At 48.8% G+C, this 14,702-nt stretch carries 10 protein-coding genes; 3 read left to right on the top strand and 7 right to left on the bottom strand.

The annotated features are described in order from the left end of the window. Positions 1-38: 38 nt before the first annotated feature. From ACJJI6_RS03465 to ACJJI6_RS03435, 7 genes are all read right to left on the bottom strand, one after another. The gene (locus ACJJI6_RS03465; RefSeq protein WP_444893662.1) at positions 39-1,121 is read right to left on the bottom strand and encodes an HlyD family secretion protein; all 1,083 of its coding nucleotides are present in this window, start codon (positions 1,119-1,121) and stop codon (positions 39-41) included. 41 nt (positions 1,122-1,162) lie between these two features. Continuing rightward, on the bottom strand, positions 1,163-1,375 hold the full coding sequence (locus ACJJI6_RS03460; protein ID WP_475712501.1) for a DUF1656 domain-containing protein: 213 nt from the start codon (positions 1,373-1,375) through the stop codon (positions 1,163-1,165). Positions 1,376-1,392: 17 nt separating this feature from the next. Then, on the bottom strand, positions 1,393-3,573 hold the full coding sequence (locus ACJJI6_RS03455) for an FUSC family protein (RefSeq protein ID WP_475712500.1): 2,181 nt from the start codon (positions 3,571-3,573) through the stop codon (positions 1,393-1,395). A gap of 323 nt (positions 3,574-3,896) precedes the next feature. After that, the gene (locus tag ACJJI6_RS03450) at positions 3,897-4,745 is read right to left on the bottom strand and encodes a NosD domain-containing protein (RefSeq protein WP_475712499.1); all 849 of its coding nucleotides are present in this window, start codon (positions 4,743-4,745) and stop codon (positions 3,897-3,899) included. Positions 4,746-4,831: 86 nt separating this feature from the next. Further along, positions 4,832-5,680, bottom strand: coding sequence for a right-handed parallel beta-helix repeat-containing protein (locus ACJJI6_RS03445; protein ID WP_475712498.1), 849 nt, complete (start codon positions 5,678-5,680; stop codon positions 4,832-4,834). A gap of 406 nt (positions 5,681-6,086) precedes the next feature. Then, on the bottom strand, positions 6,087-8,261 hold the full coding sequence (locus ACJJI6_RS03440) for a malate synthase G (protein WP_475712497.1): 2,175 nt from the start codon (positions 8,259-8,261) through the stop codon (positions 6,087-6,089). Positions 8,262-8,437: 176 nt separating this feature from the next. After that, positions 8,438-9,373: a LysR family transcriptional regulator gene (locus ACJJI6_RS03435; protein WP_108733532.1), complete on the bottom strand. Its 936-nt coding sequence runs from the start codon at positions 9,371-9,373 to the stop codon at positions 8,438-8,440. A 114-nt stretch (positions 9,374-9,487) separates the two neighbouring features. Here ACJJI6_RS03435 and ACJJI6_RS03430 point away from each other — a divergent pair, with 114 nt between their 5' ends. The 3 genes from ACJJI6_RS03430 to pta all read left to right on the top strand — a co-directional run bounded on the left by ACJJI6_RS03430 (position 9,488) and on the right by pta (position 14,701). Beyond that, positions 9,488-11,086 carry an isocitrate lyase gene (locus ACJJI6_RS03430; protein WP_282932507.1) on the top strand — a complete coding sequence of 533 codons (1,599 nt, stop codon included), beginning with the start codon at positions 9,488-9,490 and terminating at the stop codon, positions 11,084-11,086. A gap of 235 nt (positions 11,087-11,321) precedes the next feature. Further along, a complete protein-coding gene (locus tag ACJJI6_RS03425; protein WP_475712496.1) occupies positions 11,322-12,524 on the top strand; it encodes an acetate/propionate family kinase in 1,203 nt (400 codons plus the stop codon). A 2-nt stretch (positions 12,525-12,526) separates the two neighbouring features. Next, positions 12,527-14,701: a phosphate acetyltransferase gene (gene pta / locus ACJJI6_RS03420; RefSeq protein WP_444896993.1), complete on the top strand. Its 2,175-nt coding sequence runs from the start codon at positions 12,527-12,529 to the stop codon at positions 14,699-14,701. The last annotated feature ends 1 nt before the right edge of the window (position 14,702 follow it).

Here is a 14,702-nt window from a genome sequence, read left to right as displayed (position 1 = left end):
GACACCCCTGTAGGCTCCGTATTAACCCTTTCCTGAAACTATTGAGATTGCACCGGTTCATCTTGCTCGGTGCCCGCAGAATTGCTCATTACTAGCACTGAGCTGGTAAATCCAACACGAAGCTTCACAGATTCGGGAACTTCTGTCAGATGAATCCTGACAGGAATACGCTGTGCAAGGCGAATCCAGTCAAATGTGGGATCTACCATTGGCAATAAGTCATTACCTGCAGTTCCATCTTTGCGAGCAATACCCCAGCCAATACTTTCAACATATCCTTCCAACTCTAGATGAGGATAAGCCATCAACTTCATAAACGCCTTATCCCCCGGAGCGATCCGACGAACAAAAGTTTCGCGAAAAAAACCATCAATACGAAAAGTGCTTATATCAACTACAGAAAGTGCGGGTTGGTTGGCGACGGCCTGATCACCGTAACGAAAATCTATATTGGTGACATAACCAGTAACCGGAGCAACAACTGTTGTGTATTCGAGATTTAGCCGCGCCTGCTCCAGCAGCGCAAAAGCCGCACGAACGCCCGGGTTATCGGCTCCAAGCGCTCCCAATTGTGCTCTAACCTGCTCCAGCTCCGCTTGGGATTGCTCCAAAGCAGCCATAGATTCCACCAAGCTGGCTTCTGCACCCGCTCGATACTCAATTGTGGATTCATACTCAGCCTGAGCCGCTTGCAATGCCCTTACTGATGTCGCTCTCTGGGGTAGCAGTTCTCTCTGCCGATCATATTCAGCTTTGGTTCTTGCAATTTCCGCATCAAGCGCGCCGATATTACTTTTTGCCAGATCAATATTTGCTATTGACTCCCTAATCCTGGCCTCATAAGCGAGAACATTCTTGTTTTGCGCTCGGTATGTATCGAGAGCTTCCTCGTACTCTGCCTTGGCCTCTTCCAAGGCTGCTTCATATATTCTCGGATCAATCTGAAACAGTAGTTCCCCTGCTTTAATAAACTGATTATTCTTAATAGGCAACTCAACTACCTGTCCAGTTACCCTGGGAGTCACTTGAATAATGTCCGCCTGCACTTTTCCATCCCTGGTCCAGGGATTATTGAGATATCTCCAGAACTGGATAATAAGTAACAGCAGTGCTACAAGCACTATTGTTCCAGTAAAAATATATTTTCTATACCTAGCCACTACTATATTCCCAAGAATATCCTTCCTATAAAAATTGAATAAATTACACTGAGGGAGATAATAACAATCGGTGGATTGGCAAAATATCGGGATAAACGATACCGATCCAAAAGCCTAGCGGTTAACAAGGCCGCAACAACACCAAACAAAGCTATCACCAATATTGGTGATAGATAGAAACTGCCTATTGATATATCGTGCGGTACTCTTTCCATTTAAAACCCTACAGACATTAAAGACACCTTTCCTCACAGAAAGCCTTCCAATCCACAGTTTCTGAAACGCGACGAAACTCTACCAGATAGTTATTGATGCAGTGGGCAACACCCAAGAAATAAAGAAAGTTTGTTACACCCTCTCTGGATTTTTCACTACATTCCCTTAGCTCCATCAACTCACCGACATCAATATTTGCCCTTTCAAATATCCTCCTATAACCTCTTCGCAGGGATTCAATATCAACCTTTTGGTTGCCACCAGAAAAATAGATAAGTATTTTGCTTGCAAGCCGCCTCCATATGAATGCCTCGCGAAGTAATCTTTTAGGAGCCACAAAATTGATTTTCTTCTTATCTATCTTATATAACAGCCTAACCTGGTTGGATATCAACATAGCCAAACCTATAAGGCTTTGCATCTGGCTTCTGGTCATACCCCGCATTTTTTTATCAGAAATACCCTCCACCCAATAGAACACTCTCTTCCTTGAGATCATAATAATATTCAGGTGGTACAATATATATAACCGGAAAAACAATGATTTCCTCTTCTTTTTCGGAATATCGCCCTCCACCACCAGCCATGCGGCACTATTGAGAATTCTATCAATACTTCTCTTCAGGTTTATTTCTGGATGGGCAGTGAAGGGGATATTTCTTGAAACGGCCAAAATACAAAAAATTATTGCCAACACAAATAGATAATTTGTGTAAACCACAAAACTATACTCTTGAGAGTTGTTAAAATTAAAAATAATCTGGGGAAAGATAAGAACCAGGGTTCGAATCATCGACTGGGGTCCAAAGACCTTATTTGAGGAAAAGCTTACTACAAACGTCCATACAAAGATCACGACAGCCAACGAATAAAATCCATGCAATTTCGGCATTAAAAAGAAATATATAGGTGCCGATAATATGCACACTAAAATCGTGAAAACACAGGTTTCAAACAATTGAATTTTGGGGGTCATTGAGGCGAGAATACCTATTACTGTTATCAGTAATATAACCAGCAATCCACCAATCATGTCAGGGATAAAAAGATATGCCAGATAAGCGATCCACATTCCCATCTGAACACGGACAATATTAGTCAACCTGTCTGGGTCGGGCATCAAAGCTCCAAGCCACCCTATACCGTCACTACTTACCTGTCTCGAATAGGAGTCACCCCGGGTTTGTATATCATTTACTGAATCAATCAGAGATCGGGTTTCTACCTCCAAGTCATTTAAGGATTTTCTAGTAACGGCTAAAGCAGCGGTTTCAAAGGTTGACAGCCTCTTTACCTCTTCAATATTTCCTCGAACCACTCTTCCATTGGCACTATCTGCTGGTCTTTCCCCTGAAAGCGCTGCCTCCACTTGCGCGAGGCGCCCCTCAATGTCAGGCATATATTCCTCTACACCAATAAGGAATTTTGATATACCCAGATCACCTGAGAGTGCTAAGCTTTCTTCCAACTTCAAGAGGGATTGCGTGACGGCTGTCGCAGATTGACCAAAGTGACCCCACTGCTTTCGACATTCCCACACCTCATAACTATCTGAGCTCGCATCGCCAATGGCTGTTTGTAAGCGCGTATCAAGCTCTAAAAGAGCAACACGCTTTTTACGCCTAATCTTTATTTTCTCGCCACTTCTAACCCGAGAAAAACAATTATCCACAAATCGACGATGTTCTCTCAATAAATCCAGAGATGCTCTTCTCAACTCACCACGACTACAGTTAGGCCAGATCAAAACGGCTACCAATCCGTAGACAATTATTCCGAGCAAGGACTCCTGAATACGTAAAACCCCAGCCTTGTAGGAGATAGAGAAGTCGCCACCAGTCACATCCCACAACAAAAAGATGACATAACCACTTGTAAGCCAAAAATACTGATAGTTTGATCTCTGCAAAAAATAAACGCAGATAGATACCCAGATAGATAGGGCGATCATAAACAACCAGCGATCCTGTGGAAATAATGCGACGATTAACCAGCCAGCCAGCAAGGCAAATAGCGTCCCTAAAATCCACAAAATGGCTCGATTAAGAGACTGCCCCAGATTCGCCTGACTGCAGACAATAACAGCAAATCCACCCCAAAAAGGCTTCTCCCAATTCAGGCCCAAGGCAATGGCATAAACGATCACTAAAGCTGTTGCTAGCTTAATCGACTCTTTAACATTACGAGACAACTGCAAAGCTTTCTCCGACCATTTCTACATACTATTAATTCGTCATTTTGATCTATGACACAGCAATATATATTCACCCCGAATATATACCGGATAACCAAAAGGAAGTATGGCATACCAAGAGCTAAAGAAATTCGCTATCGGCGAGCTTATCTAAACCAACCCCAGATCTAAGAATCAATCCAAATAATAATAAATATAAAAGCTGACAAACAATAAAAATAAACGCCTACCCCCCAAACATGCAGGTACATCTTTATAGACTTTTCCTTTCTGCAAGCCTAAAGATCAAGATTATGACTAACTGAGCCACACCCCAAATACACTACTTATAAATCTTTAAGGCATGAAGGGAACGAAGTATTTGCTGTATTGCCAGACCAAATATTGGTCCCAGAACTACAATCTGAAGCCTCGTTGTCATCTAAAAGGTCATCAAAACCACTGCTTGCTACTGTATTTCCACTAACTACATTGTCCATATTCTGAATGACATAGGGACCTCCAATCGCTATGCCCCAAATTTCATTATTCTGGACATTATTACTGGCAATAACACAAAAAGAAGCACCTACAGTCACACCATCAATTATTCTTGCTCCCAGGCTTATAGCAACAGCATTACCTTCTAAATAATTATTCCCAATATAAGAAAAGAAACCAAAGCCACCTATTCCATTTTCAAAAAAACCAGAGACACTATTTCCAATTGCAACATTAGCCACCCCTTCCAGCACAATACCCGATGCCTGAACATTAGTGGTGTTTGACAAGGTATTCTGTCGGATAAGGTTACTATCACTTTCTGCAAAAACGCCTGCGCCACTGGATTCCTCGACGGTTACACTGAATACTCTATGTAGGCCACTCCCCGCCAACTCCAATCCAGTTTCACAATTACTAACAACTCCACCCGTCACAACTCCTGAAGTTCCTAACATAAGTATCCCAACCCCATCGGTAGTGCATTCAATTGCGCCTTCACCAGACATTACAAGACTACCGTCAGGACCTTCAACCGTTATTGCTGGATCTTCGCTGCAAGAAAGCTCACCAGTAAGAGTCTGCGCGTCAGTAATAGTATCGCCACATTCAACATCCGCAATGCAGACTGAAGAAAAACATAGAGTTGAGATCATCACCCCAGGAGCAAGGAGTGTTTTTGGAGAGAAGGACATTGATGGAACCTCAGCAAGTAGAATATAGCTTCACCAAAGTGTCGCCTCTTTACGATCAACCCACTATAGGAATATTTTCTTAACTTCTAAAGATTTTTAAGGCAGGATGGAAATGATGTGTCAGCAGTATTGTTAGACCACACATTTAAGCCATCACTACAATCTGACTCTTCATTATCATCCAAAATATCATCATTACCACTTCCAGTTACAGTATTCCCTGTCACTAAATTATCCATGTTAGGATATGTATAGGGTGCGCCTATTCCAATTCCCGTACGTAGACTGCCTACCACTGTATTACTTTCAATTACGCAATACGAAGCACCTATACTCTCTCCATCAACTATTAATGCACCCAATATAATCCCCAACTCACTATTCTCTACATAATTATTTCCAATATATGAATAGAAACCAAAGCCAGCTATTCCATATTCTAAAAATCCGGACACATTATTACCAACGGCAACATTTCTCTCACCATCTAGCTCCAAACCAGATGCTATTACGTTAGTAGTGTTCGATACCGTGCTTTGACGAATTAGATTGCCGTCACTTTGTGCAAAAATTGCTGCACTAGAGGATTCTTCAACTGTTACACCAATCACTTTATGGGAACCATCTCCATCCAACAACAACCCTAAATCACAATTAGTGACAACCCCGCCCATGACAACTCCAGATCTCCCCAGCATATGGATTCCTATGCCATTAGTAGTGCACTCAATAGAACCCTCACCTTCTATCACAAGGAAACCCTCCGGCCCCTCAATAATTAGCGCTGGATCATCACTGCAAGATAATGCGTCAGTGAGGACTTGAGAATTGGCAATAATATCTCCGCATTGGACAGCCAAACTATCGGTAGAATAAACACATGAAAACAGCATCACTAATCCAGTCGCGTAGATATCCTTTGGGTAATTAAACATGGATTGAGCTCTAGTAAGAATGTAAAAAAATATCACCTCAGTATCGCCTGTCCGTATTACCCTGCCATAGGAACATCATCTCAATCCATAGAAAATAACATGCCTGCACAGACCAATCCCCAACCACACATAAGAAGAATTCTTCCTTCTTCATCAGCCCCTCTAAGGTGCACTGCTTATTTTGCCTTGGTCACCCAACCCAATAACGAATAACAAAGATGAAAAACTCTGCAAGTTAGAGTTCCATAATTTAACTTAATCGCCAATAGAGAAGCTACAGGATTACCCGCAGCAAAGTGGGTTAACGCGGAACAATCAAGCTCGTGCCAATTAATTAATAATCCAATGACCCCCAAAATAAAAAAGGCCCCAAATGGGGCCTTCTCGAACTCAACTAGCTCAGCAATTATGCATTTAGAGCTTTAAACTCGCGTCTACGACGGTGCAGAACCGGCTCGGTATAACCATTCGGCTGGGCACAACCTTCGAATACCAGCTCACAAGCAGCCTGGAAGGCAACGCTCTTATCAAAGTTCGGTGCCATATCGTTATAATTGGAGTCGCCGGCATTCTGGCGATCTACCACAGCAGCCATACGCTCCATGGTTTCACGCACTTGCTTTTCGCTAACGATACCCTGCTTGAGCCAGTTGGCGATATGCTGAGAGGAAATTCTCAGGGTTGCACGGTCTTCCATCAGGCCTACATCATTGATATCCGGCACCTTGGAGCAACCCACGCCCTGCTCTACCCAGCGCACTACATAGCCGAGAATACCTTGAGCATTGTTGTCCAACTCAAGCTGGATATCTTTAGCACTCCAGTTGGTTTCAGCCGCTACCGGAACTGTCAGAATATCTTCCAACTTAGCGTGATGGCGATGTTGAATCTCTTCCTGGCGGCGATTCACATCCACTTTGTGGTAGTGCAAGGCATGCAAGGTAGCAGCCGTGGGCGACGGTACCCACGCCGTATTGGCACCGGCCATTGGGTGGGCCAACTTAGCGTGCATCATGGCTGACATCTGGTCTGGAATTGGCCACATACCTTTACCAATTTGCGCCCTGCCCTTCAGGCCACTGTTCAGGCCAACATCCACATTCCACTCTTCGTAGGCGCTAATCCAAGTGGATTGTTTCATATCACCCTTGCGAATCATGGGGCCCGCAAGCATGGAAGTATGGATCTCGTCACCGGTGCGATCGAGGAAGCCAGTATTAATAAAGACTACACGCTCTTTCGCTTCGGCAATACAAGCTTTGAGGTTCACAGTGGTGCGACGCTCTTCGTCCATAATGCCCATTTTTACTGTGTAACGGGGCAGATCGAGCGCATCTTCGATTCGGTTAAACAGAGTATTGGCGAAAGCCACTTCCTCCGGGCCGTGCATCTTTGGTTTTACGATATAGATGCTGCCTTCACGGGAATTCTTGATCGGGCTCTCACCACGAAGGTCATGCAAAGCGATCAAACTGGTGATCATGCCGTCGAGAATCCCTTCGGGGATTTCCTGGCCATCGCCGAACAGCACTGCATCGTTGGTCATCAGGTGGCCGACGTTGCGCACGAACATCAGGCTGCGCCCTGGTAAGGTAACCTGGTTGCCGTTCGGGGAGGTGTACTCACGATCTGCATTGAGCCTGCGCTCAAAGGACTTGCCGCCTTTGCTAATGGTTTCCTTCAGGTCGCCCTTCATCAGACCTAGCCAGTTGCGGTAAACCACTACCTTATCTTCAGCATCGACAGCCGCTACCGAATCCTCGCAATCCATAATGGTGGTCAGCGCAGATTCCATTAGCACATCTTTAACACCGGCATCATCGGTTTTGCCGATGGGGCTCTCGCGATCCACCTGGATCTCAAAGTGCAAACCGTGCTGCTTCAGCAGGATGCTGGAAGGCTCTTCGCTGTCACCCAAATAACCAACAAACTGCTTGGCATCTTTTAAGGTGGCGATGTCGCCATTGGCCTGTACCACTTCCAGCAGCGAGCCATTGATGCGGTATTGCACCGCCTCAGCGTGACTGCCACAGGTAAGCGGGGCCGACTGATCGAGGAAGTTGCGTGCATATTCGATCACTTTAGTGCCGCGAACCGGGTTGTATTCCGTACCTTTTTCCGCGCCACCCTCTTCACTGATCACATCTGTACCGTAGAGTGCGTCGTAAAGGCTGCCCCAGCGCGCATTTGCCGCATTGAGGGCGTAGCGTGCATTCATTACCGGCACAACCAGCTGAGGTCCCGCCAGGATGGCGATCTCTTCATCGACATTTTCGGTAGTTGCGCTGAATTCAGCAGGCTCGTCGGCGAGGTAGCCGATCTCTCGCAGGAAGGTCTGGTAGCCTTCCAGATCGCGGAAACCTTCGGGGTTGTCCGTGTGCCAGCGATCCAGGGTCTCCTGCAGTTCATCGCGTTTTTCCAGCAATGCGCGATTTACTGGGGCCAAATCGTGGACAATAGATTCCAATTTGGCCCAGAAAGCTTCGGCGCTAACTCCAGTTCCTGGAATCACCTCCTCGCAAACCAGGTTGTATAGTTCTGGTGCGATTTGCAGATCGCCGATTTGGACTCGTTCCGTCATACCCAGGGCCTCTCATCAGATTGTTGGAATAGCGGCATTCTAAACAGCCATTTCCACATACCGCTAATTTATAGACACAATTTCCACTATTCATAGATCGAATTTTTATGACAAAGCAGTTGATGTGTGTTTGCCCGGACAGAACCGCGCAGACACAGCGTCCACCTGCAACATCGTTACAAAGCGCGGCCAATATCGAGTATTAAACGGCGCAGCCAGCGGTGCGGGGCGCTCTGTTGCAACAGCGGGCTCCAAGCCATTTTTAACTCTAAATTGGGAATATCCAGGGGCGGATCACGCCTCACCACGCGGGGATTATCACTGGCCAGTTGGGCCAAGCGAGTGGGCACCGTTACGATCAGATCGCTCTGTTCAGCCAGCAGCATAGCTACCTGGTAGTGACGGGTGAAAACGGAGATATCCCGCTTCTCTCCCAAACGACCTATGGCCTCATCTACCCAGCCCAAGCGCTGTACATCTTCCGGGTTAACCCCGACACCCACCCCCATACCGGTCTTGCTCACCCAGATATGCTGGGCTTCCAGATAACTCTGCAGATTGTAATCCCGGAGTATCGGGTTATCAGCGCGCATCACACAGGAGAAGCTGTCGCGCCATACGGTGGCCTGGTGAAAGCTCTGCGGCATGCTGTCAAAGCGGTTGATCACCATATCCACTTTGCCTTGCTCTACATCCACAAAGCTCACATCACTGGGCGTCATGATATCCAGGCTGATACCCGGGGCGTCATCCCGAAGCTGCTTTAACAGCGGCGGTATCAGGGTAGACTCGGCGTAGTCACTGGCCATGATGCGGAAGGTGCGGCGAGTATTGGCGGGGTCAAAATCCCGATTTGGCTGGATAACCCGATCAATGGAGGAGAGTGCTTCGCGCACCATCGGCTGCAATTCCAAAGCCCTTTCCGTGGGCATCATGCCCTCACGGGTGCGCACCAGCAACGGATCGTCAAACAGTTCCCGCAGGCGCTTCAGGCCATTACTCATGGCCGGTTGGGACAGCCCCAGGTAATTGGCTGCACGGGTCACATTGCGTTCGCGCAGTAGCACATCGAGGTAAACCAGCAGGTTCAGGTCAGCTCTTTCCAGTTGCATACATCTATTCGCCAAATCGATAGTGAAAATAAAATCAATAAATTAGGCAAATTATGCCACTCCTCCTAAGATACTCAACACCTAATCGCAGTCACCGTTTAAGGATTTACAGTCATGTCCACTTACACTCAAGACATCGACGCGGTAGCAAAGCTCCGTGAAAGCCATGGCAGCTCCTGGGACGCCATTGATCCCGAATCTGTTGCCCGTATGCGTGCCCAGAACAAATTCAAGCACGGCCTGGATATTGCCAAGTACACCGCTGATATCATGCGCGCCGACATGGAAAACTACGACAAGGACACGTCCAAGTACACCCAGTCCCTGGGTTGCTGGCACGGTTTCATCGGTCAGCAGAAGATGATTTCTATTAAGAAGCACTTCGAAGGCAATACCGACCGCCGCTACCTGTACCTGTCCGGCTGGATGGTTGCCGCTCTGCGCAGCGAATTCGGTCCTCTGCCCGACCAGTCCATGCACGAAAAAACTTCCGTAGCTGCTCTGATCGAAGAGCTCTACACCTTCCTGCGCCAGGCTGATGCCCGCGAACTGAACGACCTGTTCCGCGAAGTGGACGCCGCTCGCGAAGCTGGCGATAAAGAAGCTGAGAAAGCTGCCCAGGACAAGATCGACAACCACAAGACTCACATTGTACCGATCATCGCCGACATCGATGCAGGTTTTGGTAACGCCGAAGCAACTTACCTGCTGGCCAAGAAAATGATCGAAGCGGGTGCTTGCTGTATCCAAATCGAAAACCAGGTTTCTGACGAGAAGCAGTGTGGTCACCAGGACGGTAAAGTAACCGTTCCTCACGAAGACTTCCTGGCCAAGATCCGTGCAGTTCGCTACGCATTCCTGGAACTGGGCGTAGACAACGGTGTTATCGTTGCCCGTACCGACTCCCTGGGCGCTGGCCTGACCAAGCAAATCGCTGTAACCAATAAGCCGGGTGACCTGGGTGACCAGTACAACTCCTTCCTGGATTGCGAAGAAATCGATGCTTCCGAGCTGGCCAACGGCGACGTAATCATCAACCGCGAAGGCAAGCTGCTGCGTCCTAAGCGTCTGGCTTCCAACCTGTTCCAGTTCCGCAAGGGCACTGGCGAAGCGCGCTGCATCCTGGACAGCATCACCTCTTTGCAGAACGGTGCAGACCTGATCTGGATCGAAACCGAGAAGCCTCACGTTCGCCAGATCGGCGGCATGATGGACGAAATCCGCAAAGTCGTTCCCGATGCGAAGCTGGTTTACAACAACAGCCCGTCCTTCAACTGGACCCTGAACTTCCGCCAGCAGGTATTCGATGCCTGGTCTGAAGAAGGTAAAGACGTATCCGCATACGACCGCGCCAACCTGATGAGCGCCGAGTACGACGACTCTGAGCTGTCTGCAGCGGCCGACGAGAAGATCCGTACCTTCCAGGCCGACGCGGCTCGCGAAGCTGGTATCTTCCACCACCTGATCACTCTGCCGACTTACCACACTGCGGCCCTGTCTACCGACAACCTGGCCAAAGAGTACTTCGGTGAGCAAGGTATGCTGGGCTATGTGAAAGGCGTACAGCGCAAAGAAATCCGCCAGAGCATCGCCTGCGTTAAGCACCAGAACATGGCTGGCTCCGACATTGGCGACGACCACAAAGAATACTTTGCTGGTGACGCTGCCCTGAAGGCTGGCGGTAAAGACAACACCATGAACCAGTTCGGTTAATCGACCGGTACGGTTTCAGTAAATTTGAGGCGGCACTTGCCGCCTCTTTTTTTGAACCTATTGGGTTCATCTCAAAGCACCGCAAGTTTGCCTATGCTTTGATCTCTGCAATTTTTATTACTTGGGCCGCTACTGCGGCCCTTTTTTATTCCGAAACTGAACTACTCCGGTTCTTTCCCTCGCAAAGACAACTCCTCGGCTAGCCTTAAAGCACCCTCGTTGAAATTCGCGCATCATGAGCGATCAAAATTTAATTCTGATATTCAATTGCGGCAGCTCGTCAGTGAAGTTTTCCGTGCTGGACCCAGATTCGGGTGCAGAACACCTTGCCGGTATCGCGGAAGCCCTTGGCACCCCCAAAGCCAAACTGAAGTGGCACTATCAAGGAACAGAAGACTCCCATAGGCTCGCGCTGGATAGCGACCACGCGGCGGTAATTAATGAGCTGGTAACACAGTTTGACCGAACCTGGTCAGAGTTACAGGATGGGTTAAAAGCGATAGGTCACCGAGTCGTCCATGGCGGCGAGCATTTCTCCAGCTCCGTTTTGATCAATCAGAAAGTGATGGCCTGTATCGAAGAGTGCTGTGACTTGGCCCCCTTACATAACCCCGCTGCTCTCAAGGGGATCTACGCCTCCCTCGATGCCTTCCCCCAACTACCCCAAGTCGCCGTCTTTGATACCGCCTTTCATCAGCAAATGCCTAAGTACGCGTATCTATACGGGCTCCCCTACCCACTGTACGAAGAGCACAAGATCCGCCGCTATGGCATGCATGGCAGTAGCTATCAGTACATTTGCGAGCGGTGCGCTGAACTACTGGGAAAGCAGACTGCTGAACTCAATATTATTGCTGCCCACCTCGGTGGCGGCGCCTCTATTTGCGCCATCAAACAGGGGCGCAGTGTAGATACAAGCATGGGGCTTACACCTCTTGAAGGACTGGTAATGGGGAGTCGCTGCGGCGATCTGGACCCGGGAATACTCCTCTACTTACAGCAAGCGCTGGGATATACCCAAGCCTCACTTGAGCAGCTTCTAAATAGAGAAAGCGGTATGTTGGGCATATCCACCCTGAGCAGTGATTGCCGTGCACTGGAGCAAGCTGCCGAGAAAGATCATAAGGGAGCCAAACTCGCCCTGGAAATATTCTGTTACCGCCTGGCCAAATATATTGCTGCTTACACCATCCCCTTGGGTAGCGTCGATGCTTTGGTATTCACCGGCGGTATCGGGGAGAACTCCTCCGGGGTGCGAAGCCGGACCATCGAATGGCTCAAGCCCTTAGGCTACCAACTCAACCCCGAAGCCAATCAGAAAACCAAGTCGCAAGTAGAGGGGTTAATCTCTGCGCAGGAAACTCCCAACATCCTGGTAATCCCCACTAAGGAAGACTGGATTATTGCCCGGGATACATCGCACTTGGTGCAGTCTTAAACATGCTGCGACACAGCAATGCCAGAACCCTGATGCTGGTTCCTCTGGAAGCGGGAGCCGGTATCACCTCTGTAAGCCTGGGTTTAATTCGGGCGCTAGACCGAAAAAGTATTGAGCTTCAATTTTTTAAGCCCGTCGCCGAGCCCCCGCCACCAGACGGCACTATAGAGCGCACCACTGAGATCTTGCGGCAAACATCCAACCTGGCCATCCCCAGCTCACTGAGTGCCGAATATGCGGACTCGATGGTATCCACCGGAAAAATGGCGGATTTACTGGAAGAGATTCTCGCCCGCTTCAGACGAATCTCGGCGAAGGCTGAAGTTAATGTGATCGAAGGCGTGCTACCCAGCCGCGACAATCCCGTGACTAACCAACTGAATTATCAAATTGCCAAAACCCTTGATGCGGAAGTGGTACTCGTCGCCTGCCCATCTCCCGGTGCCAGCGATTCAATCAAGCAACTTCGCGAGAGACTGGAGTTTGCCGTACGTCTCTATGGCGGCGAGGATGCGAAGCGCGTAGTGGGCTGCATCATCAATAAAGTGGGTCTGCCTGCGGAAATTATGGATACTCCCGGAGCTCATTTAATTGGGCTGCATTCACAACTGGAATCTAGTAAAGAAAGCCCCCCTAGCCTGACCCCAGAGATACTTTCCAAGCAGATTCCACTGCGTATTGTCGGTTTTATTCCCTGGAATGCAGAACTACTCTCTCCCCGTGCACTCGACCTGGCGCGGCACTTTAATGCAAAGGTACTCAATAAAGGGGAGCTGGAAACACGCAGGCTGCATACCGTTACTTTCTGTTCTCGCTCACTGCCCAATATGTTGAGAAGATTTAAGCCCGGGGCCATGCTGGTAACTTCTGCCGATAGGCCCGATGTGGTTGTGGGCGCATGTTTGGCCGTGATGAATGGAGTCAAAATTGGATGCCTGCTATTAACCGGCGGCTACCATTTGGACAAAGCCATTTTGAAACTGTGCACCCCGGCCATGGAAACAGGCCTACCCATTTTACTGGTGCCATCCAATACCTGGCACACGGTGATGTCACTGCAGACTTTTAATTTGCGCACCCCATCAGATGACAGAAATCGCGTGGATCGGGTACAAGAATTTTTCGCCAGTCGCCTGGATGAGGAGTGGGTGGAATCACTGAGCCAACAAAGTGAAATCCCCAAACGCCTTTCACCCCCGGCATTCCGCTACCACCTCACGGAACTGGCCCGGCGCCGCACTATGCGGATTGTCCTACCCGAAGGAACCGAACCCCGCACCATTCGCGCCGCCCAGCTCTGCCTGGAGAGAGAGATTGCACACCCGGTTTTACTGGGCGAAGAAAAAGATATTTTCAAAATTGCTGAGCAGCAGGGGTTAAAGCTCAATAAAAAGTTGGAAATTGTCGATCCCAAGGCGGTGAGGGCACACTATGTGGAGCCCATGGTTGCCCTGCGTAAAAACAAGGGACTTACTCAAGTAGTGGCACTTGAGCAGCTACAGGATAATGTGGTTCTCGGAACCATGATGTTGGCATTGGGTGAAGTGGATGGACTGGTGTCCGGCGCTATTCACACAACAGCCAATACCATTCGGCCCGCCCTGCAACTGATCAAAACCGCCCCGGATGAAGAGCTGGTTTCCTCGATATTTTTTATGCTGCTCCCTGAACAGGTACTGGTCTACGGAGATTGCGCGATCAATCCCGATCCCGATGCACAGCAACTCGCCGCTATAGCCATTCAATCAGCAGATTCCGCAGCGGCATTTGGTATAGAACCCCGAGTCGCAATGATCAGTTACTCCACCGGCACATCCGGCAGCGGCAGCGATGTCGATAAAGTCCGCGAGGCCACCCAGCTGGCCAAACAGAAGAGACCGCAGCTAATTATTGATGGCCCCCTTCAATACGATGCCGCCTTAATCCGCAATGTCGCTGCCCAAAAAGCCCCGCACAGTCCCGTGGCCGGCAGGGCCACAGTTTTTATCTTTCCCGACCTGAATACCGGCAACACTACCTACAAAGCCGTTCAACGCAGCGCTGACTTAGTGAGTATTGGGCCAATGTTGCAGGGATTGCGCAAGCCGGTTAACGACCTATCACGGGGCGCACTCGTGGATGATATTGTGTATACCATTGCCCTCACCGCCATCCAGGCCCAGGGCAAACTTCACTAAT

The sequence above is a fragment of the Microbulbifer maximicatervae (SeqCode) genome, assembly GCF_056232625.1.
The sequence above is the reverse complement of the archived record's forward strand: the minus strand, read 5'-3'. Positions and strand labels throughout refer to the sequence as shown.